Below are 20985 nucleotides of genomic sequence, written 5' to 3' on the forward strand. Positions count from 1 at the left end.
CGGTCGCCCAGGAGCCGCCGCCGGCGCCCGCTGCCGCCTCGTCCCGCCCGCCCGGTTCCCCGTCGGAAGTCCATGCCCCGGTCCTTCCCCTTCACGGGCCGGGCCGCCCGGCCCGCGACGGAAGGAGATCTCGCACGGCGCGGCCGTGGGGCGGAGCCGTGCGGATACTCAGGACGGGGCGCGAAAACCACTCAGGCGCCCCGGCGGCCCGTGCGGTCGGGCAGGAGGTACTGCTCCAGCCAGTCCGCGGCGGCCCGCCGGTAGAGGCGGCGGGTGTCCGCCCGCAGGAAGTCGTGGCCCTCGTTGCGGAGGGTCAGCAGCTCGGCAGGGACGCCCTGGGCGCGGGCGGCCCGGACGAACTGCTCGGACTCGGTCGGGGGCACGTTGGTGTCGTGTTCGCCGTGGACGGCGAGGACGGGCGCCCGCAGCCGGTCGATGCGGCTCATCGGGGAGAGGGCGCGCAGCAGTTCGCGGTCGTGCTCGGGGTGGCCGTATTTGGCGGCCGCGGAACGGGCGATCCAGGGCTCGGTGCCGGCGAAGAAGGTGTTGAGGTCCGACATGCCGCAGACGGCGACGCCCGTCCGGAAGAGGTCGGGGTGCCACACCAGGGAGGCCATGGTGAGGTAGCCGCCGTACGAGCGGCCCATCACGGCCAGCCGCAGCGGGTCGGCGTGGCCCTCGGCGACGAGGTGGGCGGCGCAGTCCGCGACGTCGTCGATGGCGGCGAAGCGGCCGATGCCGAGGTCGGCGTCGACGAAGGAGCGGCCCCAGCCGGAGGAGCCGCGGACGTCGGGGGCGAACACGTCGATGCCGCGGCCGAGGATCTCGTGGTAGAGCGGGTTGAAGACGGGGCGCTCCTGCTCCTCGGGGCCGCCGTGGAGGTGGACGACGCAGGGGCCGGGCCGGCCGGGGTCGCGGTCGGGGGCCCGGTAGTACCAGCCGCCGAGGACGAGGCCGTCCCGTGCGCGGCAGCGCAGCGGCACCGGGCGGACGGGGGGCCGACCGGGCGGGGCCGCCTCCTCGTCGGGGGCGGTCCAGCCGGTGCGGACGGGGCCGAAGAGCCCCTCGACCTGCCAGATGCCGGGCCGGCGGCGGGAGCCGGAGAGGGCGGCGAAGAGGCCGCCGCGGGCGACGGGCGCGATGCGGGTGACGACCTCGTGCGGCAGCTCGGAGCGGTGGTGCGGCCCGACGGCGTCGCCGGCGCGGGGTCCTTCGGCGGGGCCGGCGCCGTCGAGGCCGACGCTCTCCAGTTCGCTGGCGCCGTGGGCGTTCCAGGCGAGCAGGGCCCAGCGGCCGTGGTCCGGCAGGCTCAGCAGGTCGAGCTGGGAGCCGTCCCGCTCGGCTGCCACGGACACCTCCTCGGCGGTCCCGTCCTCGGCGAGCCGGACCCGCAGCAGGGCGGCGAACTCGCGGTCGGCGTCGCTGCGCAGCCAGAGGGTGCGCGAGTCCGGCGACAGCCTGCCGATCCACGGGTCGCCGTCCGCGACGTGCAGGCGGAAGGGGATGCGGCCGGTGGCCCGGTCCAGGAGGAGGGCCTCGCGGCGGCCGCGCGGCCCGCGGCGCAGCAGGACGAAGCGGTTGTCGGCGGCGATGTCGCAGACCCGGAGGGAGGCGGCTCCCGGCTCGGTGTGGAGGAGGACGGGGGCGTGCGTGCCGTCCGGGTCGATCAGGTACGCGGACAGGGCGCTGTCCGGGGCCGCGGGTGCGGCTCCGGCCGGGCGGGCGGGTGCGCCGTTGATGTACGCGGCGGGGGCGGCCGCCGGGGGGCCGGGCGGGCGGAGGAGCGTCGCCTGGCCGCCGCGCCCGGTGCGGGCTGCCGCGTACGTGCCGTCGGGGAGGGCGCCGTCGGCGAAGCCCGGGTCGGCGTCCTGCGGCATGTGGCCGGGGCCGCTGTGCGCGCCGGGGCCGGCGGGCTGGGCGACGGTGACGCCGAGGGCGGATCCGTCGCGGCTCCAGCGGCCGATGTGGGCGGAGGCGCCCGGCTCGGCGCCGGCGAGGACGTGCCGGTCGGTGCCGTCCGGGCGGACCACCAGGACGCGGGTGTGCTCGCCGCCGCCGGGCGCCGATGTGTAGGCGATCCACCGGCCGTCGGGCGACCACGACACCTCGGTGACGGGGTCGGGGTCGGCGTCGAGGACGTGGGCTTCCGAGCCGTTGGCGGGGCCGCTCCACAGCTGCGGCACGCCGGCCCGGTCGCAGATGAACGCCACGCGGTCGCCGGTGGGGTCGGCGGACGGGTACCAGCAGCCGTGGACGGTGAGCACCGCCGGCGGGTCCGCCGTACCGGTGTCGGCCAGGTGGAGCACGGCCGGGGCGGCCCCGGCAGGCACCGGGGCGGGGGCGGCGGGGCTCATGGCCGGTTCGGGGTCCGGTGCGGGGGCGCCGGCGGTGCGGGGACGGTGTCGGTGCGGGGAGCGGTCAAGGGGCATGCGGGCCTCTTCGAGGGCTTCCGGGGGACTGTCACCGCTGGGTGTGGGATGTCAGGCGATGCCGTGGGTCTGGAGCCAGATCTCCAGCGAAGCCACCTGCCACAGGGTGCTGGCTCCGCGTTTCGTGCGGTGCCGCGCGGGGTCGGCGAGCATGTCGTCGACGCGGCCCTGGTCGAAGATACCGCGCCGGCGTGCTTCGGGGGCGGTCAGCGCGTCGCGGACGCGGGTGAGGACCGGTTCGGCCATGTGCCGGACGGCGGGCACCGGGAAGTAGCCCTTGGGCCGGTCGACGACCTCGCGGGGCAGGATGCGGCGGCCGACGTCCTTGAGGAGGCCCTTGCCGCCCTGGCCGAGTTTCAGCTCGGGAGGGCAGGCGGCGGACAGTTCGACCAGTTCGTGGTCGAGGAACGGCACGCGTGCCTCCAAGCCCCAGGCCATGGTCATGTTGTCGACGCGTTTGACGGGGTCGTCGGCCATCAGGGCGTGGACGTCGAGGCGGAGGGCGGCGTCGAGGGCGGTCTGCGCGCCGGGCGCGGCCATGTGGGCCGCGACGTACTCGCGCGTGGTGTCGCGGTCGGTGGCCAGGTCGGGGTGGAGCAGGTCGTTGACGCCGTGGTGGGTGCGGTCGAAGTAGGCGTCGGCGTAGGCGTCCGGGGCGTCGGGCCGGGCGGCCGCGGCGATACCCGGGTACCAGTGGTAGCCGGCGAAGACCTCGTCGGCGCCCTGGCCGCAGAGCACGACCTTGACGTCCTTGGCGACCTGCTCGGCGAGCAGGTGGAAGGCGACGGAGTCGTGGCTGACCATGGGCTCGTCCATGGAGGCGATCGCCTGCTCCAGCGCGGCGGGGAGCCGGTCGGAGGGGATCATGAACTGGTGGTGGTCGGTGCCGAACCGGCGGGCGACCAGGTCGGAGTAGTGGAACTCGTCGCCGTCCTGTCCGCTCTCGGACTCGAAGCCCATGGCGAAGGTCGCGGTGCCGCTCTGGCCGTGCTCCTCGAGCAGGGCGACGATCAGGCTGGAGTCGAGGCCGCCGGAGAGCAGGACGCCCACGGGGACGTCGGCGACCATGCGCCGGCGCACGGCCCGGCCGAGGGCTTCGTGGACGGCCTCCCGCCAGGCCGCCGGGTCGTCGCCGAGCCCGGCGCCGGGTCCGGCGTCGCGGGTGTACGACGGCTGCCAGTAGCAGTGCTCCGTGGAGGTGCCGTCGGGCTCGATCACGCGGACGGTGGCCTGGGGCAGCTTGCGCACGCCCCGCAGGACGGTCCGGGGCGCGGGGACGGTGCCGTGCCAGCTCAGGTACTGGCGCAGGGCGACCGGGTCGGGGCTGGTGTCGACGCCGCCGCCGGCCAGCAGGGCGGGCAGGGTGGAGGCGAAGCGGAGCCGGTCGGCGTCCTCGGTCAGGTAGAGGGGCTTGATGCCGAGCCGGTCGCGGCCCAGCACGACGCGGCCGGTGTGGTGCTCGACGACCGCGAAGGCGAACATGCCCAGCAGGAACTCCACGCACCCGGGCCCCCACTGCCCGTACGCCTTGACGAGGACCTCGGTGTCGGAGCCGGAGAAGAAGCGGTGGCCCAGCCCCTCCAGGCGCCGGCGCAGCTCTCGGTGGTTGTAGATGCAGCCGTTGAAGGCGGCGGTGATGCCGAGGTGCGGGTCGGTCATCGGCTGGGCGCCGCTCTCCGACAGGTCGATGATCTTCAGTCTCCGGTGGCCGAGGGCGACGGCGCCCTGCGACCAGGCGCCTCTGCCGTCCGGCCCCCGATCCGACATCTCGTCGGTCATCCGCTCGACCGCCGCCAGGTCCGGACGCCGGCCGTCGAAGCGCACCTCACCGCTCAGACCGCACATGCCGCACCCCCCTGCGTCGGCGCGCCGGCGGGCCGGCGCACGGTGATCGCTCCTGCTCCGGGGGTCCGGAACACCTGCACCATGTGAGTTCACTCCCTCGTGCTGCCCGTCGGGCCGCAACACCGGCGGGACGGGCGATCGACGTACACCCGGCCGCCTGCCCCACCAGGCGGTTTCCAATCGGGGCGGTTCCCGGGCCGATCTTGGGCGCTTCCTCCAATATGCCCCGGGGCGCCCGCGTCCGCGTGCCGGCCGCCCGCAGCCGAGGGGGCCGCGGGCGGTTGCCGGCGGCGTGGTGGGGCGCGGTGCGGTGCGGTGGAGGCAGCGGATTCCCGCACTACTCCAATGGGTAGATAACCAGATAATTCCGGCATGCTGCCCGCCTGCATGCGAGGGAGGGAGGGCCCGCATGGAACCCTGGCTGCTCTGGCTGATCGCCGCGGCCGCGCTGGCCGTCGCGGAGGTGTTCTCCCTCACCGCGGCGCTCGGGCTGCTGGCCGCGGCCGCCGCCGTGACCGGGGGCGCCGCCGCCCTCGGGCTGCCGGTGCCCTTGCAGTTCCTGCTGTTCACCGCCGTCGCCGCACTGAGCCTGGTGTTCGTACGCCCGACCGTGCTGCGCCGCTTCCAGCCCGCCCAGGAGGCGCGGTTCGGCGTCGACGCGCTGATCGGCAGGGTCGCGTACGTCGTCAGCGAGGTGTCCGGGAGGGACGGCCGGGTGCGGATCGGCGGCGAGGAGTGGACCGCGCGCGCCTACGACGAGACGCTGGTCATCCCTCCCGGCACGGCCGTCGACGTCATCGAGATCAGCGGCAGCACCGCCCTCGTCTACCCCCGGGAGTGAGCCATGGATGCATCGGGGTCCCTGATCGTCGCCCTCGTCCTCGCCGCCCTCGCCGTGTTCACCGTGGTGCGGGCCGTGCGGATCGTGCCCCAGGCCCGGGCGCGCAACGTGGAGCGCCTCGGCCTCTACCACCGGACGCTGAAACCCGGCCTCAACGTCGTCATCCCGTACATCGACCGCGTGTACCCGGTGATCGACCTGCGTGAGCAGGTCGTCTCCTTCCGGCCGCAGCCGGTGATCACCGAGGACAACCTGGTCGTCGAGATCGACAGCGTGCTGTACTTCCAGGTCACCGACCCGCGGGCGGCCTCGTACGAGATCGCGAACTTCCTCCAGGCGGTCGAGCAGCTCACCGTCACCACCCTGCGCAACGTCGTCGGCTCCATGGACCTGGAGAAGACCCTGACCTCGCGAGACACGATCAACAGCCAGCTCCGCGGAGTGCTGGACGAGGCGACGGGCAAGTGGGGACTGCGCGTCAACCGCGTGGAGATCAAGGCCATCGACCCGCCGCAGACGATCAAGGACGCGATGCAGAAGCAGATGCGCGCGGAGCGGGACAAGCGGGCGGCGATCCTGGCGGCCGAGGGGCAGCGGCAGGCGCAGATCCTGACGGCGGAGGGCGACAAGCAGTCCGCGGTGCTGCGCGCGGAGGGCGCCCGCACGGCGGAGATCCTCAAGGCCGAGGGCCAGTCGCGGGCGATCGACGAGGTCTTCCAGGCGGTGCACCGCAACGACCCGGACCCCAAGCTCCTCGCCTACCAGTACCTCCAGGTGCTGCCCCAGCTCGCGCAGGGGTCGGGCAGTACGTTCTGGGTGATCCCCGGCGAGGTGACCTCCGCCCTGGGAGCGGTCTCCCGCGCTTTCGGGGAGGTGCTCCCGCAGTCGCCCGCGACCCGGGAGCGGCCCGAGGGCGGTGTCGACGACACGGCGACGCGGGCCGCGAGCGACGCCGCCCGGGCGGCGGAGGCCGCCGCGGAGGCCGTGGCCGACGCGGCGGAGGCGGACACCGCCGCGGGACGGCTGCCGTAGCGGCGCTCGGGTGCGGCCGCGCTCAGAACGGATCGATCTCCACGTGGCCCGTGGACGCCGAGCAGACGTCCCAGCGGTCACCGCTGCGGCGCAGCTCCAGGGCCACCGCGATCCGGTCTCCGGCGGGCGGCGAGAGGTCGACGTTGACGACGGCGCTGTCCCCGCTCTCCGTGGAGGAGACGATGCGGTGCCCGAACTCCGTCGCGAGGGCGCGGAGGGAGGCCGCCGGGTCGCCGCCGGCGGGGCAGCGGCCGTCCGGTCCGGGCGCGGGTGCCGGGCCGCCGCGGCCGACCGGCTCCAGGTAGGCGTCCACCGCTTGGTGCAGCGGGCTCGGCACGGCGGAGCCCCCGCCGCCGAGGACGACGGCCACGACGATCCCGGCGGCGGCCAGCGGAAGCCCCACCGCGACGGCCGCCGTCCAACCGCCCGCCCCTCGTCCTCCGCGCACGGCCCCTCCTCCCCCGGCACCGGAGCGCCGGTCTGCCGAACCGATCAGGCCGGTTCCGTCGCAGGGGAGGACGCAGGACCGCGCGAGACCGTTCCGGCACCCCGGCGGCAGCGGCCGGGCCGCGGCCGCGCATCCGCAAGCCCCGGGCCGCGCAGAGCCCCCGACGAACGGGAGCCGTGGAGGAGGCCCGGGCCCCGGCGGCGACAGCCACGCCCGACCGGGCAGCGGTGAATCCGGGGATGCCGCGTCCGGCCGGGCACGCCGGGTCGGCCCCCGGCGGGGGCGGGACGCCGCATGATGGGGCCATGCGTACCCGGCCTGTGCTCGTCTACGACGGAGACTGCGGCTTCTGCACGACCTCGGCGCGGCTCACGGAGCGGTACGTGCGGCCCCGCTGCGATGTCGTCCCCTGGCAGTTCGCGGACCTCGGCGCCCTCGGCGTGAGCCGGGACCGCGCCCGATACGAGGTGCTGTGGGTGACCCCGGCGGGGGCGGTGCACGGCGGTGCCCGGGCCGTCGCGAAGGCGCTGCTCAGCGCCGGCGGCGGGTGGCCGGTGCTCGGCGGCGTGCTCGGGCTCCCCGGGGTGCGGCGGGCCGCGGACGGGGTGTACCGGCTTGTCGCGGCCAACCGGTACCGGCTGCCGGGAGGGACGGCGGCCTGCGCCGTCCCGCGCGATCGGTAGGGCCTCCCCCGCCGCCGGCCGCCCGACGGGGGCGATGCACTGGGAGCGCTCTCAGAACGGGCGCCCGGCGTCTATCCTGTTCCGCGTCGGACAGCGGCGCGGCGTCGGCCGCGGATGGAGTCAGGAGTGCCTGCCGTGCCGGAGCAGACCACGGGGATGTCCCGCCCCACGCTGGAAGCCGTCGCCGCGCGGGCCGGCGTCTCCCGGGCGACGGCCTCACGGGTCGTCAACGGCGGTGCGGGCGTTCGGCGTCCGCTCGCGGAGAAGGTCCGCGAGGCGGTCCGGGAACTGGGCTACGTGCCGAACCACGCCGCGCGCTCGCTGGTCACCCGGCGGCACGGCGCGGTCGCCGTCATCATCGCGGAGCCCGAATTCCGGATCTTCTCCGACCCGTTCTTCGAGAAGCAGGTCCGCGGGATCAGCCGGGAGCTGACCGCCCACGACACCCAGCTGGTGCTGCTGTGGGTGGAGGGCTACGGCGACCACGAGCGCATCTCGCGCTACCTGGACGGCGGGCACGTGGACGGGGCGCTGGCCTTCTCCCTGCACACCGCCGACCGGCTGCCGGCGCTGATCGCCCGGAGCAGGGTCCCCGTCGTGTTCGGCGGGCGCCCCGTGTCGGGGTCGCAGCCGGCCGTGCCGTTCGTCGACTGCGACAACCGGGGCGGGGCGCGGGAGGCCGTCCGGCACCTGGTGTCGCTCGGGCGGCGGAGCATCGGCCACATCGCGGGGCCGCTCACGCAGACGTCCGCGCTCGACCGGGTCGCCGGCTACCGGGACGTCCTGGTGGACGCCGACCCCGCGCTGCTGTGCCAGGGCGACTTCACGCGGGAGAGCGGGGCGCGCGCCATGGCCGAGCTGCTGGAGCGGCGGCCGGACGTGGACGCCGTGTTCGCCGCGAACGACCTGATGGCGGCGGGGGCGCTGCGGACCCTGCGCGAGCGCGGGATCCGGGTGCCGGAAGACGTCGCGGTGGTGGGGTTCGACGACATGGACGCGGTGGTGCAGGCCACGGAACCCGCCCTGACCACGGTGCGGCAGGACATCGAGGGGATGGGCCGGCTGATGGTCCGGCTGCTGATGCGGATGCTGGACGGTGCGGCGGACGCGGCGTCGGCCTCCGTCGTCACGCCGACGGGGCTGGTGCGGCGGGCGTCGGCCTGACAGTGGCACGACGGCGGCGGGCACGGGGAGGACCCCGCACCCGCCGCCGCTCTGTCACGGCCGGGTCGGTCAGGCGTACGGGATGACGACCACGGCCGTGTCGGTGCCCGTCTGCAACCGGGAGTCGGCGTTGCCGATGGCGCTCCACACCTCCAGGCGGACCGTTCCGCCGCGCAGGTCGCCGGGCGTTCCGGTGGCCGACTTCAGGCCCCGGCCCTGGCCGTACTCCTCCCAGCCGGCGACCGGGTCGGTGGCGAAGTAGCGGTAGGTCTCCGTGCGGTCGAAGGTGCCGTCGCCGGTGAGGTCGTACGAGATCCGGGCCTGCTGGCCGAGGCCGACCGCGGTGCCGGCGTCGACGGGCAGCCGGAACGCGGTGGCCGCGCCCGCGCGGAGCGTGCCGTGCACGCCCTTGGCCTCGTAGACGAGCGGCCGGTACGGGGTGCCGTCGTGGTTGGCGCCGCCGGCCGACGGGATGGTGTCGCTGCCCGCCGTGCCGCCCGTCGCGGTGGTGAGGACGCCGCCGGAGCGGAGCCGGAAGGTGTTGCCCGTCGGCGGCTGGGGGTCGGGGCCGGGCCCCGTGCCGGTTCCGGTGCCGGTGGCCGTGGAGCGGGCCGGCACGGTGAGGGTCTTCCCGTCGGAGAAGGTGACGGTGCGGGCGGTGGAGCCGTGGTTGTGGGCCGCGTAGGTGCGGGTGCCGTTCCGGGCGAAGACGGCCGAGGTGGGGATGTCGCCGGTCACGGACGGGTCGGGGGCGCCGAGCGCGTCCAGGGTGGTGATCCAGTGCTGGGTGTGCGCCTTGGACTCCCCGGCCTCCGGGGTGTAGCCGGCGTTGCCGGCGTCCCACTTGGCCTTCGCGGCGGCCGGGTCGGCGAGCGCCTGGAACTCCCAGAGGATGTCGCGCCATTCGGCGGCGGGGCCGCCGTTCTCCCGTTCCATCTCGGCGATGTTGCGGCGGATCGCCTGCTTGTGCCCGCCGAGGTGGAGGGAGCCGCCGGTCACGGGGAGGACGTTGATGCCGTGGATCTCCTCCGGGTTGGCGGTCCACCAGGTGGCGTAGGCGGCGCCGCTGCCCCAGACCATACCGGCGGTGTCGTGGCCGAAGGAGGCCGGGAAGACCTGCTCGTCGGCGTCGAACCAGTACTGGGCGATCGCCTCGCCCTCGGTGGCCAGCAGGTAGGAGCCGAGGTCGCGCAGCCCGGTGTCGCCGGTGGCCGAGCCCCACAGCACGAGGGCGGCGCTGAGGTTGGTGGACTCGGAGGAGGACTCCTGGTTGTTGCCGGCGGCGAAGCCCTGGTGCCCGGACGCCCAGCTGTGGCCTGCGTACACGTCGAAGCCGCGCAGGAACGGGAACGCGGAGTCGGTGCGGGAGGGGTTGGCGGTGTCGCGGATCAGCGTCTTCACCATGCCGCCCCAGGCGGAGTCGGCGGCCCAGCCCGGGTCGTACTGGGCGGTGATCGCGGCCGCGTACACGTAGTAGCCGTAGTGGAAGTGGTGGTCGTTGAGCTCGGTGTCGCTGCCGTAGGAGGCCGGGTAGCCGGTCAGGGTGCGCCACGTGCGGTCGTAGGAGAACTCGCCCGCGCCGCCGGCGGTGAACCAGTCCTGCAGGCGCCCCTTGAGGAGGCCGAGGAGCCGGTCGCGGACGGCGGTCTCGCCGATCTGGTCGGCGATCGGGACGAGTTGGGCCAGCCTGCCGAGCGCCTTGCCGGTCCAGTAGGTGTCCACCGCCCCGGAGAACGGGTCGGACGCGTACGCGGCCTCGTGCAGGCGGGTGCGGAGCGCGGCGGTGTCGGCCGCGGTCGTGCGCGGCAGGGCGGGGAGCACGGGGGCCGTCTTCTGGACGGTGGTGAAGGAGGCACCCTCGCGGACCTTCATCGTGCCGCGCGGTGAGGTGTACGTGTACGGGGTGAGGGGGTCGGCGGTGTGCAGCCACTGGTGCCGGTAGAGGGCCTGGAGGGTGCCGCGCTCGGTTCCCTCCTTGGCCTCGGTGGAGAGGGTGTAGGTGGCGCGGACGGTACCGCCGGAGGTGCTCCAGCCGACGCGGGAGCCGGTGACGAAGCTGAAGGCGTACCTGCGGTAGGCGGCCAGGGCGTCCGGCGAGGGCAGGACGGCGACGGAGAAGTAGTTCCGGCCGCCGAGGGCGGCGCTGATCGCGGTCCCGGAGACGGTCCAGTCGGCGCCGGTCGGCGCGAAGAGGGCGTAGTGGTGTCCGGCGACGGTGATCCCGAGGACGTTTCCCTGGTCGGCGAAGACGGCCGGGGCGGACGCGGTGGTGATCCGGGCGTCGCCGCCGGAGCCCTGGGCGTACACGAAGGGGCTGCCGTGGCCGATGGTGGTGCGCAGGGTGCGGACGCCGTCCGACCAGTAGGGGGTGACCGTCCAGTCGGACCAGGCGTCGGCCTTGGCGTCGGGCGAGTTCAGGCCGGCGAGGCCGATGGTCAGGTCGCGCTTGTGGGCGAACTCGTACTGGCGGCCGTCGCCGACGACGGCGGGGCTGGTGGGGTAGCCGACGTCCAGGCCGGCGGCGGTCGCCTGGTAGGTGAGGGGGTGGCCGTACATGGGGGTGGAGTACGGGTTGTCGCCGTAGCGCTGGAAGGCGAGGGAGGACCACCAGTCGTTCGTGGGGACGGGTCTGCCCTGGGCCGCGGGGGTGACCTTGGGGGTGACGGGCGTGCCGGTGTTGGTGGTGGGGCCGGAGGTGCCCGTGGGGCGGGTGTCGGAGTAGCTTCCGGCGCCCACCGGGACGGTGGCGGCCGCAGCGGGGGCGGCGGCCGGGCCGAGGCCGATGCCGAGTCCGGCGGCCGCGAGGACGGCGGCGAGGACGGGCGGGGCGGCTCGGCGCGGGAGGAGGACGGGCATGCGGGGAACACCTCGTGTCGTGGCGGGGACGTACGCAGGGGGTTCGGGATCGCGTCCGGGAGTCGTAGCAGAGAGCGCTCTCAGCTGGCCGGAAACGTAGAACTCCCGAAAGACGGGTGTCAAGGGAGCACGCATAATCAGAAGTTGATGCCCATTCCGGTCCGATGCGGCTTCGAGTCTTGACGGATGGTGCGCGCCGCGGGCACGCTCCCCTCGCTTGATGAGAGCGCTCTCAGACGTGTTCTCCCCCCGATCCCGGAGCCCCAGGAGGCCCCCATGTCCCACGCCCGAGCCGCCGGAAGAACCGCCGTCCGCCTGGGGGCGGCCGCCCTCGCCGCCGTGCTGCTCGCCGCCTGCGGCGGTTCACCGGAGGGCGCCGGCGGCGGGGACGGCAAGGTCACCGTCACCGTGGACCTCTTCGGGTCCTTCGGCTACGAGGAGGCCGGGCTCTACGCCGAGTACGAGAAGCTGCACCCGGGCGTGACCGTCAAGCAGACCGACACCGAGGACGAGGCGGACTACTGGAAGTCGCTGCAGACCCGCCTGGCCGGCGGGGGCGGCCTCGCCGACGTCCAGGCCATCGAGGTCGGCCGGATCGCCTCCGCCGTCCAGCAGCAGGGCGACCGGTTCGAGGACCTCCGGGCGTACGGCGCCGAGAGCCTCAAGCCGTCCTTCCCGGAGGCGAAGTGGGCGGCGGCCACCGGGAAGGACGGCCGGATCGTCGGGCTCGGCACCGACGTGGGCCCGGAGGCCATGTGCTACCGCACCGACCTCCTGGCGCAGGCCGGCCTGCCCACCGACCGCGAGGAGCTCGCCAAGCGGTGGTCCACCTGGGAGGGGTACCTGGAGCTGGGCCGCCAGTACCAGGCGAAGGCGCCCGCGATGAGCGCCTGGATCGACAGCGTCGGCAGCCTGTACTCCGTCATGATCGGCCAGCAGAAGGAGCGGTACTACGACGCCTCCGGCACGCTGGTCTGGGACAGGAACCCGGCGCTGAAGGCGGCCTGGGACGCGTCGGTGTCCGCGGCGCAGAGCGGGCTGAGCGCCAAGCTGGACCAGTGGTCGCCGCAGTGGAACCAGGCGTTCGCGGCCGGCTCCTTCGCCACGCTCCCCTGCCCGGCGTGGATGCTCGGCTACATCAAGGGCCAGGCCGGCGAGGCCGGCAAGGGCAAGTGGGACATCGCGAGGCTGCCCGGCGGGGCCGGCAACTGGGGCGGCTCCTACCTCGCCGTGCCGCGGGCGGCCAAGCACAAGAAGGAGGCGTACGAGCTGATCGCCTGGCTCACGGCACCCGAGCAGCAGGCCAAGCTCTTCCGGAAGCAGGGCAACTTCCCGTCGGCCACCGGCGCCATCGCGCAGATCGCCGACGCGACCGACCCGTACTTCTCCGGCGCGCCGATCGGGCGGATCTTCGGCGAGGCCGCGCAGGCGGCCCCGGTACAGGTGCTCGGCGTCCACGACCAGAACATCGCCCAGCAGATCACCAACGCCCTCGGCGAGGTCGAGCGCAAGGGCACGCCGCCCGAGCAGGCCTGGGGGAACGCCCGGAAGGGCGTCCGGAACACCATCGGCTGAGACCACGCCGGCGACCGACCGGGGCGGCGCCGACGCCGGCCCCCGCGCCGCCCCCGGCCCGCCCCGCCCCGCCCCGGCCCGCCCGCACCATCCGCCCCGACTCCCCCGAAGGGCCGCATCGTGACCCTGACCGCACCCGCCCGGACGGCGCCCCCGCCGACGCCTCCCGGCCGCGCCCCCGTCGCCCGGCGGGTCTGGCGCAAGGCGTCCCCGTACGCGTACATCGCCCCGTTCTTCAGCCTGTTCGCCGCGTTCGGGCTCTTCCCGCTGCTCTACACCGCGTACGTGTCCCTGTACCGGGTCGACCTCCAGAACCCCGGCGCCATGCAGTGGCGCGGCCTCGGCAACTACACCGCACTGTTCGCCGACGAGTTCTTCTGGACCTCGCTGCGCAACACCTTCACCATCGGCGTGCTCTCGACCGTCCCCCAGCTGGCGATGGCGCTCGGCCTCGCCCACCTGCTGAACCAGCGGCTGCGCGGACGCACGTTCTTCCGCACCGCGATGCTGCTGCCGTACGCGACGTCGGTGGCCGCCGCCACTCTCGTCTTCTCCCAGCTGTACGGCCGCGACTTCGGGCTGGTCAACTACGCGCTCGGGCTCGCCGGCATCGACCCCGTCGACTGGCAGACCGGCACCGTCGCCTCCCAGGCCGCCGTCTCCACCATCGTCGTCTGGCGCTGGACCGGCTACAACGCCCTGATCTACCTGGCCGGCATGCAGTCCATCCCCCACGAGCTGTACGAGGCCGCGGAGATGGACGGCGCCTCCCGGTGGCGGCAGTTCTTCCACGTCACCCTTCCGGGGCTGCGGCCGACCATCCTCTTCACGGCCGTCGTCTCCACCATCGGGGCGACGCAGCTCTTCGGGGAGCCGCTGCTGTTCGAGGGCTCCCTCTCCGGCGGGATCTCCCACCAGTACCAGACGCTCGGCCTGTACATGTACGAGCAGGGCTGGGGCTTCTTCCACCTGGGGCGGGCGGCCGCGGTCGCCTGGGTGATGTTCCTGCTGATCGTGCTGCTCGTCGGCGCCAACGCGCTGATCGCGCGCCGCCGCACCCGCAAGGAGGCCGGCCGGTGACCGCGCTCGCCGAACCGCCCGTCGGCCACCGGCGGCCCGACCGGCCCGCCCGGGGCGGATCCGTAGGCCGAGCCCGCCGCACCCGCTCGCGTGCCGGGCGGACGATGCGCGGCGGTTGGCTCACCCACGCGGTGCTGGTGTTCGCCGTCCTCGTCTCGGCCTTCCCGCTGTACTGGACGGTCGTCGCCGCCAGCCGCTCCAACGCCGACCTGGCCCGCGTCCCGCCGTCCCTGCTGCCCGGGCCGCACCTGGCGCGCAACTTCGAGGCGGTCGTACGGGAGGCCGACATCGGGCGGGCGCTCGTGAACTCGCTCATCGTGTCGGGGTCGATCACCGTCGGCACCGTCCTGTGCTCCACCCTCGCCGGGTTCGCGTTCGCCAAGCTGCGCTTCCGCGGCCGCGGCGCGCTGCTCGCCGTCACCGTCGGGACGATGATGATCCCGCCGCAGCTGGGCGTCATCCCGCTGTTCATGCTGATCGCCGAACTCCAGTGGGTGAACCAGCTGCAGGCCGTCATCCTGCCGGGCCTGGTCTCCGCGTTCGGCGTGTTCTTCATGCGGCAGTACCTCGCCCAGTCCCTGCCGGACGAGCTGATCGAGGCGGCCCGCGTCGACGGCGCCTCCTCCGCGCGGATCTTCTGGTCGATCGTCGTGCCCGTCGCCCGGCCCGGCATGGCCGTGCTCGGCCTCCTGACCTTCATGGCCGCCTGGAACGACTTCTTCTGGCCCGTCGTCGCCCTCTCCTCCTCCGAGCCGACCGTGCAGGTCGCCCTGCGCCAGCTCGGCGGCGGCTACGTCCACGACCAGTCCGTCATCATGGCCGGCACCCTGCTCGGCACCCTGCCCGTGCTGCTCGTCTTCGGGCTGCTCGGCCGGCAGATCGTCGGCGGCATCATGCAGGGCGCCGTCAAGGGCTGAGCCGCAGGGCCGGCCACCCCCGCACACCCCCACTCCTCACCTCACGGGAGACGAAACGCCATGACCGCGCTCGACGCCCTCCCCCGCACCGGGACGACGCTCCGCTTCCCCGAAGCCTTCCGCTGGGGCACCGCCACCGCCGCCTACCAGATCGAGGGCGCCGCGGGCGAGGACGGCCGCTCCCCGTCCATCTGGGACACCTTCAGCCGGACCCCCGGCAAGGTGCACAACGGCGACACCGGCGACACCGCCGCCGACCACTACCACCGCGTGGACGAGGACATCGCCCTCATGCGGAGCCTCGGCGTGACCGACTACCGCTTCTCCCTCGCCTGGCCGCGCATCCAGCCGGCAGGCCGGGGGCCCGCCGCCCGAAAGGGGCTGGACTTCTACCGGCGCCTCACCGACCGGCTGCGCGAGGCGGGTATCCGGCCCGTCGCCACCCTCTACCACTGGGACCTCCCGCAGGCCCTGGAGGACGCGGGCGGCTGGCCCGAGCGGGAGACCGCGTACCGCTTCGCCGACTACGCGGCCCTCGCGGCCGAGGCCCTCGGCGACCGCGTCGCCACCTGGACCACCCTCAACGAGCCCTGGTGCACGGCCTTCCTCGGCTACGGCAGCGGGGTGCACGCCCCGGGCCGCACCAGCGCCGCGGACTCGCTGCGCGCCGCCCACCACCTCAACCTGGCGCACGGCCTCGGCGTCCGGGCGCTGCGCGCCGCGCTGCCCGCGGGGGCGGAGGTGTCGCTGACGCTCAACCTGCACGCGGTGCGCCCCCGCACCGACACCCCGCAGGACCGGGACGCGGTGCGCCGCATCGACGCCGCCGGCAACCGGATCTTCCTCGACCCCGTCTTCCGGGGGCGCCTCCCGGAGGACCTCGTCCGCGACACCGCCGACATCACCGACTGGTCGTTCGTGGAGGACGGGGACTGCGCCGCGGCGGCCGAGCCGATCGACTCGCTGGGCGTCAACTACTACTCCCCCGCCGAGGTCGCCGCCCGCACTCCCGAGGACGCGGCCGCCGGGCCGTCGCCGTCACCGTGGGCCGGTGCGGAACGGCACGTCCGCTTCGTCCCGGTCGCCGGGCCGCGCACGGCCATGGACTGGCCGGTCGACCCCGGCGGCCTGTACGGGCTGCTGGTGCGGCTGCGGGACGAACTCCCGCACGTCCCGCTGCTGATCACGGAGAACGGGGCGGCGTACGAGGACTACGCCGACCCCTCGGGCGAGGTGAAGGACCCCGAGCGGGTGGCCTACCTGCGCGCCCACCTGGAGGCCGTGCACCGGGCGCTCGGGGCGGGCGCCGACGTCCGCGGCTACTTCCTGTGGTCGCTGCTGGACAACTTCGAGTGGGCGTACGGGTACAGCAAGCGGTTCGGGATCGTCCACGTCGACTTCCCCACCCAGCGGCGGACACCGAAGAGCAGCGCCCGCTGGTACGCGGACGTCATCGCCCGGGGCGGCCTGACGCTCTGACGGCCTGACGGGGCCGGCCGGAAGGGGGCGGGCGGAGGAGATCCCTCCGCCCGCCCCCTCCGTCGTGCTCCGCTCCCTCTCCCTTTCCGGCGGCCGAGTTTGAGGGTGCGTCGGGCGGCCATACGCGGCAGGGAGGAAGTCATGGCCGAGAAATCCGACAACCGCACATCCGACAACGCGGCGGACGGCAAGCCGCTCACCGCGGCCCGCGTGATCCGCGCGGCCGCCGTCCAGCTGGCGGACCTGCTCGGCCTGGAGGCCGAGGCCGTCAGCTCGTGCACCCGCACCGACGACGGCTCCTGGCGCCTGTCGGTCGAGGTCCTGGAACTGGCCCGGATCCCCGACACGATGAGCCTGCTGGCCTCGTACGACGTCGAGGTCGACGCGAACGGAGACCTGACGGGGTACCGGCGCACCCGCCGCTACGAGCGGGGGCGCGCGGACCGCACCTGAGCGGCCCGCCCGCCGCCCGCTCCCACACGAGAGGGAACCGGAACAATGACAGTCGTCCCCGCACAACCCATGCCGGCCGCCTCCGGAGGCGGCGGCTCCAGCGGCCTGTACGACGTCCTGGAGCTGGTCCTGGACCGGGGCCTCGTGATCGACGCGTTCGTCCGCGTCTCCCTGGTCGGCATCGAGATCCTGAAGATCGACGTCCGTGTCGTCGTCGCCAGCGTGGACACCTACCTCAGGTTCGCCGAGGCGTGCAACCGCCTGGACCTGGAATCCGGGCCGCGGAAGAACCCCGGCCTGCCCGACCTGGTCGGCGAGATGACCGAGTCCGGGGCGCGCGGCAAGGCGAAGGGGGCCCTCAGCGGGGCCGCCCGGACCATCTCCGACGCGTTCGAGCAGGCCCGTTCGGAAGCGGAGGAGAAGAAGACGAGCAGCCGGTCCGGCCGCAGGTCCGGCAGCAGCAGCCGCAGCAGCGGGGAGGAGAAGGAATGAGCACCTACGTGTACGCGATCACCCGCGCCTCCCAGGAGCTCCCCGACAGCCTGGAGGGCATCGGCGAACCGGCGCTGCCCGTCCGCACCGTCCGCAGCGGCCGCCTCCTCGCGCTGGTCAGCGACGCGCCCGCCGAGCTGCGGCCCAAGCGGCGCGACCTGCTGGCGCACCAGAGGGTGGTGATCCGGGCGGGGGCGTGCGGGCCGGTGCTGCCGCTCCGGTTCGGCGGGGTCTCCCCGGACGACGAGACGGTCGCCGCGGTGCTGGAGGAGCACGAGGGCAGCTACCTGGAGCGGCTGGAAACGCTGGAGGGGAAGGACGAGTTCAACGTGAAGGCCTCGCACGAGGAGGAGGCCGTCCTGTACAAGGTGCTTTCCGAGGACGCCGCCCTGCGGGCCCGGCACGAGGCGAACCGGGCGGCCGGCGGCGGCACCCACGAGGACCGCATGGCCTTCGGCGAGCAGGTGGCGCGGGCCGTCGCCGGGCGGGAACGGGCCGACGCCGAGCTGATCGAGGCCGCGCTCACCCCGTACGCGGCGGGCCTGCGCCGGGGGCCCGAGAGCGACGGCTGGCTGGCCAACCTGTCCTTCCTGGTGGAACGGGACCGGCAGGAGGAGTTCCGCGCCGCGGTCCGGGCGCTGCACGAGGAGCACGCCCACCTGCGGGTGCAGCTGACGGGCCCGCTGCCCTCCTACAGCTTCGCGGAAGCGGGTTGACGATGGGCCTGCTGAGCGAGGTGCTGCTGCTGCCCGCGGCCCCCGTGCGGGGCACGGTGTGGGTGCTGCGGCAGGTGGTGGCGGAGGCGGAGCGGCAGTACCACGACCCGGCCGTCGTGCAGCGCGAGCTCGCCCGGCTCGTCGCCGCGTACGAGCGGGGCGAGATCGGCGACGCCGAGTTCGACCGCCGGGAGGACGAACTCCTGGCCCGACTGGAGGACGGTGCGCGAACGCGATGAACGACCGCGTGGCGATGGGGCTGGCCCTGGGCGGCGGCTACGTGCTGGGCCGCACCAGGAAGGCGAAGTGGGCGCTCGGGGCCGCCGCCCTGCTCGCGGGGCGGCGCCTGGCCCCCGAGGCCGCGGCGCTGGCCGGCTTCGTACGCGACAGCCTCGGCGGCAGGCCCGGGATCGAGGAGATCCGCGCCCGGATCGCCGAGGACCTGCGCGGCGTCGGCTCCGCGGCGGTGGCGGTGCTGGTGGAGCGCCGGCTCGGGGCGGTCGCGGACCGGCTGCACGACCGTACGGAAGAGGTGCGGGACCGGCTGGCCGCCCTCACCGGCGGCGACAGCGACGGCAGTGACGACGGCGACGAGCCGGACGGCGACGGCGGGGCGGACGGGAGCGGCGACGATGGCTGAGCCCTTGGCGGTCCGGCTCGCCGCCGCCCCCGGGGCCGAGCGGCTGCGGGAGGAGCTGGCCGCGTACGCGGCGGCACGGGCCGAGTGGGCGCTGGCGGCGGCCGGGCGGGCGCTCGGCCGGCTCTCGGCCCACGCGGCCGCCGTCGCGGACGGCGACAGCCCGGCGCTGCACGCCCTGGCGCTCGACTGGGCCCGCCGCATCACGGAGGGGCGCGACCCGCGCCGGGCGGCCGTCGAGGCGGGCGCGGCCCGGCTGCTGACGTGTGCCGCCGGGCGGGCGGGGCGCGGCGGCCCGGCCCGCGACGGGCCCGCGGCCGGCGGGCGGCCGCTGCGGGTGGTGGCGTCGGTGGACGTCGGGGTGGGCGTCGAGGAGGCGTACGACTGGTGGGCGCGCCGCCCGGACCTCGCGGCCGCATCCGGACGCCGGGGCGGCACCGCGGTCCACGTCGTCGACCGGACGCCGCGGGTGCGCCTCGTGTGGGCGAGCGCGGGCCCCGGGGGCACGTCCCTGAGCGCGGTGACGTTCCACCGGCTCGGGGACGGCCTCACCCGGGTGCTGCTCGTCTCCGAGCAGCGGCCGCGCGGTCCCCTCGAGCGGACGGCCCGCCTGTGGGGCGCGCAGGAGCGGCGCACCCGCCGGGCGCTGGCCGCGTACGCCTGCACGCTCGCCCTGCGGGGCGGGCCCGGTCGGGAGAAGGGCGGCGGCTCATGACGTTCCCCTCCGGAATGCCCCGGCCCTACGAGGACGGCGGCGGCGCCAACCTGGCCGACATCCTCGAACGCGTCCTCGACAAGGGCGTCGTCATCGCCGGCGACATCCGCATCAACCTCCTCGACATCGAACTCCTCACGATCAAGCTGCGGCTGGTGGTCGCCTCCGTGGAGCGGGCGAAGGAGATGGGGATCGACTGGTGGGAGCAGGATCCGGCGCTCTCCTCGCGCGCGCGGCGCAGTGAACTGGGCCGGGAGAACGAGGAGTTGCGGCGGCGTATCGCCGAACTCGAGGACCGGCGGGAGGAACGGCCGTGACCGAGGACCGTCCCCTGGACGGGGACCCCCTGTTCTACGTGTACACCGTGATCGAGGCGTCCGCGGCGGACGCGCTGCCGGACATGCCGCCGCCGCTCGGCGGGGGCGGGCTGCGGCTCGTGTGCGGCGGGCGGCACGCCGCCGTCGTGGAGGCGGTCGACGCCCGCCACTTCGAGGAGGAGCCGCTGCGCGGCCACCTGGAGGACCTGGAGTGGCTGTCCGCCGTGGCGCGGGCACACCACGGGGTGGTCGCCGCCGTCGGCAGCGCCACGACCACGGTCCCGATGCGGCTGGCCACGGTGTGCCGCGGGGAGGACGGCGTACGGCGGCTGCTGGCGGGGGCGGACGAGCGGATCGCCGGCGCGCTGGTGCGGCTGGCGGGGGCCCAGGAGTGGGGCGTCAAGCTCTACGCGGGGCAGCCGCCGGGACCGCCGGCCGGCGGCGGTGCGGCGGGCGGCGGGTCCGGGGCGGGGGCGGGAGGCGGCCGCGACTACCTGCGGCGGCGGCTGAAGGACCGCGACGCCCGGGACGCCTCCCGCACGCGGGCCGCCCGCACCGCGCGCGACCTGCACCGGGAGCTGTCCCGGCACGCGGCGGCGGCGGTCCTGCACCCGCCGCAGGACCGCCGGCTGTCCCGGGCGGACGGCCTGCACGTCCTGAACGCCGCCTACCTCGTGCCGGCCGCGGGCCGGGAGGCGTTCCTGGACGCCGTCCCCCCGCCGGAGGCTTTGGACGCAGGGCTGCGGCTGGAGGTGACGGGCCCCTGGGTGCCGTACTCCTTCACTGCCGGCGCCGACGAGGAGGAGGGACCGGCCCTGTGACCGGCGAAGACGGCGGCATCGCCCTGGTGGACCTGCTGGACCGGCTGCTCGCCGGCGGGGTCGTCCTGGCCGGCGACCTGACGCTGCGCATCGCCGACGTCGACCTCGTACGCATCGATCTGAAGGCGCTCGTCAGCTCCGTGGACGACGCCGTCCCCTCACCCTGGAAGCAGGTGGAGCCGTGAGCCGGCAGCAGCGGGTCGAACTCGACCCGGACACCGTCGAACGCGACCTCGCACGCCTGGTGCTGACCGTCATCGAGCTGCTGCGGCAGCTGATGGAGCGCCAGGCGCTCAGGCGCGTGGAGACCGGAGACCTCAGCGAGGAACAGGAGGAGCGGCTGGGGCTGACGCTCATGCTGCTGGAGGACCGCATGGCACTGCTCCGCCGCCGCTTCGGCCTGACGGCGGAGGACCTGAACCTGGACCTGGGCCCGCTGGGCACGCTCCTCTAGATCGGGCAAGAGCCACGTTTAAGGAGCGCGG

General features: G+C 74.9%; 22 protein-coding genes. 18 read left to right on the forward strand and 4 right to left on the reverse strand.

Going from position 1 to position 20985, the window contains the following annotated elements; translation table 11 throughout:
- Window positions 1-191 precede the first annotated feature (191 nt).
- Window positions 192-2429 (reverse strand): S9 family peptidase, encoded by a 2238-nt coding sequence (locus ACZ462_RS24215; protein ID WP_467804076.1) that lies wholly within the window; start codon window positions 2427-2429, stop codon window positions 192-194.
- Between the two features lie 51 nt (window positions 2430-2480).
- Window positions 2481-4274: an N-acetylglutaminylglutamine amidotransferase gene (locus tag ACZ462_RS24220; RefSeq protein ID WP_467804077.1), complete on the reverse strand. Its 1794-nt coding sequence runs from the start codon at window positions 4272-4274 to the stop codon at window positions 2481-2483.
- A gap of 409 nt (window positions 4275-4683) precedes the next feature.
- On the opposite strand from ACZ462_RS24220, the gene ACZ462_RS24225 reads away from it, so the two are divergent.
- Both ACZ462_RS24225 and ACZ462_RS24230 read left to right on the forward strand, forming a co-directional pair.
- Window positions 4684-5115 carry an NfeD family protein gene (locus ACZ462_RS24225; protein WP_467804079.1) on the forward strand — a complete coding sequence of 144 codons (432 nt, stop codon included), beginning with the start codon at window positions 4684-4686 and terminating at the stop codon, window positions 5113-5115.
- Between the two features lie 3 nt (window positions 5116-5118).
- The gene (locus ACZ462_RS24230) at window positions 5119-6147 is read left to right on the forward strand and encodes an SPFH domain-containing protein (protein WP_467804081.1); all 1029 of its coding nucleotides are present in this window, start codon (window positions 5119-5121) and stop codon (window positions 6145-6147) included.
- A 22-nt stretch (window positions 6148-6169) separates the two neighbouring features.
- On the opposite strand, the gene ACZ462_RS24235 is transcribed toward ACZ462_RS24230, so the two are convergent.
- Entirely contained in the window at window positions 6170-6595 is a 426-nt protein-coding gene (locus ACZ462_RS24235) for a hypothetical protein (protein WP_467804083.1), read from the reverse strand.
- 305 nt (window positions 6596-6900) lie between these two features.
- Here ACZ462_RS24235 and ACZ462_RS24240 point away from each other — a divergent pair, with 305 nt between their 5' ends.
- Window positions 6901-7278: a thiol-disulfide oxidoreductase DCC family protein gene (locus ACZ462_RS24240; protein WP_467804084.1), complete on the forward strand. Its 378-nt coding sequence runs from the start codon at window positions 6901-6903 to the stop codon at window positions 7276-7278.
- Window positions 7279-7392: 114 nt separating this feature from the next.
- Entirely contained in the window at window positions 7393-8442 is a 1050-nt protein-coding gene (locus tag ACZ462_RS24245) for a LacI family DNA-binding transcriptional regulator (protein ID WP_467804086.1), read from the forward strand.
- A 69-nt stretch (window positions 8443-8511) separates the two neighbouring features.
- Here the strand turns inward: ACZ462_RS24245 and ACZ462_RS24250 are convergent, their stop codons facing one another.
- The gene (locus ACZ462_RS24250) at window positions 8512-11298 is read right to left on the reverse strand and encodes a glycosyl hydrolase (protein WP_467804087.1); all 2787 of its coding nucleotides are present in this window, start codon (window positions 11296-11298) and stop codon (window positions 8512-8514) included.
- Between the two features lie 276 nt (window positions 11299-11574).
- On the opposite strand from ACZ462_RS24250, the gene ACZ462_RS24255 reads away from it, so the two are divergent.
- The 14 genes from ACZ462_RS24255 to ACZ462_RS24320 all read left to right on the forward strand — a co-directional run bounded on the left by ACZ462_RS24255 (window position 11575) and on the right by ACZ462_RS24320 (window position 20954).
- The gene (locus ACZ462_RS24255) at window positions 11575-12873 is read left to right on the forward strand and encodes an ABC transporter substrate-binding protein (protein WP_467804089.1); all 1299 of its coding nucleotides are present in this window, start codon (window positions 11575-11577) and stop codon (window positions 12871-12873) included.
- A gap of 120 nt (window positions 12874-12993) precedes the next feature.
- The gene (locus ACZ462_RS24260; protein ID WP_467804090.1) at window positions 12994-13953 is read left to right on the forward strand and encodes a carbohydrate ABC transporter permease; all 960 of its coding nucleotides are present in this window, start codon (window positions 12994-12996) and stop codon (window positions 13951-13953) included.
- Window positions 13950-14870 (forward strand): carbohydrate ABC transporter permease, encoded by a 921-nt coding sequence (locus tag ACZ462_RS24265; RefSeq protein ID WP_467804092.1) that lies wholly within the window; start codon window positions 13950-13952, stop codon window positions 14868-14870. Before ACZ462_RS24260 ends, ACZ462_RS24265 begins: the two co-directional genes overlap by 4 nt.
- 60 nt (window positions 14871-14930) lie before the next feature.
- Complete coding sequence (locus tag ACZ462_RS24270; RefSeq protein WP_467804093.1) at window positions 14931-16349, forward strand: GH1 family beta-glucosidase; 1419 nt, start codon at window positions 14931-14933, stop codon at window positions 16347-16349.
- A gap of 141 nt (window positions 16350-16490) precedes the next feature.
- Window positions 16491-16802, forward strand: a complete 312-nt coding sequence (gene gvpO / locus ACZ462_RS24275) for a gas vesicle protein GvpO (RefSeq protein WP_467804095.1) — start codon at window positions 16491-16493, stop codon at window positions 16800-16802.
- A gap of 45 nt (window positions 16803-16847) precedes the next feature.
- Complete coding sequence (locus ACZ462_RS24280; RefSeq protein WP_467804096.1) at window positions 16848-17294, forward strand: gas vesicle structural protein GvpA; 447 nt, start codon at window positions 16848-16850, stop codon at window positions 17292-17294.
- Entirely contained in the window at window positions 17291-18010 is a 720-nt protein-coding gene (locus ACZ462_RS24285) for a GvpL/GvpF family gas vesicle protein (protein WP_467804097.1), read from the forward strand. Before ACZ462_RS24280 ends, ACZ462_RS24285 begins: the two co-directional genes overlap by 4 nt.
- 2 nt (window positions 18011-18012) lie before the next feature.
- On the forward strand, window positions 18013-18249 hold the full coding sequence (locus ACZ462_RS24290) for a gas vesicle protein GvpG (RefSeq protein WP_467804099.1): 237 nt from the start codon (window positions 18013-18015) through the stop codon (window positions 18247-18249).
- Complete coding sequence (locus ACZ462_RS24295) at window positions 18246-18650, forward strand: hypothetical protein (RefSeq protein ID WP_467804101.1); 405 nt, start codon at window positions 18246-18248, stop codon at window positions 18648-18650. The genes ACZ462_RS24290 and ACZ462_RS24295 overlap by 4 nt, the downstream gene beginning before the upstream one ends.
- A complete protein-coding gene (locus ACZ462_RS24300; RefSeq protein ID WP_467804102.1) occupies window positions 18643-19362 on the forward strand; it encodes an SRPBCC family protein in 720 nt (239 codons plus the stop codon). Before ACZ462_RS24295 ends, ACZ462_RS24300 begins: the two co-directional genes overlap by 8 nt.
- On the forward strand, window positions 19359-19679 hold the full coding sequence (locus ACZ462_RS24305) for a gas vesicle protein (protein ID WP_467804103.1): 321 nt from the start codon (window positions 19359-19361) through the stop codon (window positions 19677-19679). Before ACZ462_RS24300 ends, ACZ462_RS24305 begins: the two co-directional genes overlap by 4 nt.
- The gene (locus ACZ462_RS24310) at window positions 19676-20500 is read left to right on the forward strand and encodes a GvpL/GvpF family gas vesicle protein (RefSeq protein ID WP_467804105.1); all 825 of its coding nucleotides are present in this window, start codon (window positions 19676-19678) and stop codon (window positions 20498-20500) included. The genes ACZ462_RS24305 and ACZ462_RS24310 overlap by 4 nt, the downstream gene beginning before the upstream one ends.
- Window positions 20497-20685, forward strand: coding sequence for a gas vesicle protein (locus tag ACZ462_RS24315; protein WP_467804107.1), 189 nt, complete (start codon window positions 20497-20499; stop codon window positions 20683-20685). Before ACZ462_RS24310 ends, ACZ462_RS24315 begins: the two co-directional genes overlap by 4 nt.
- Window positions 20682-20954 (forward strand): gas vesicle protein K, encoded by a 273-nt coding sequence (locus ACZ462_RS24320; RefSeq protein ID WP_467804109.1) that lies wholly within the window; start codon window positions 20682-20684, stop codon window positions 20952-20954. The genes ACZ462_RS24315 and ACZ462_RS24320 overlap by 4 nt, the downstream gene beginning before the upstream one ends.
- The last annotated feature ends 31 nt before the right edge of the window (window positions 20955-20985 follow it).

This window comes from Streptomyces sp. NPDC031121, assembly GCF_055570615.1.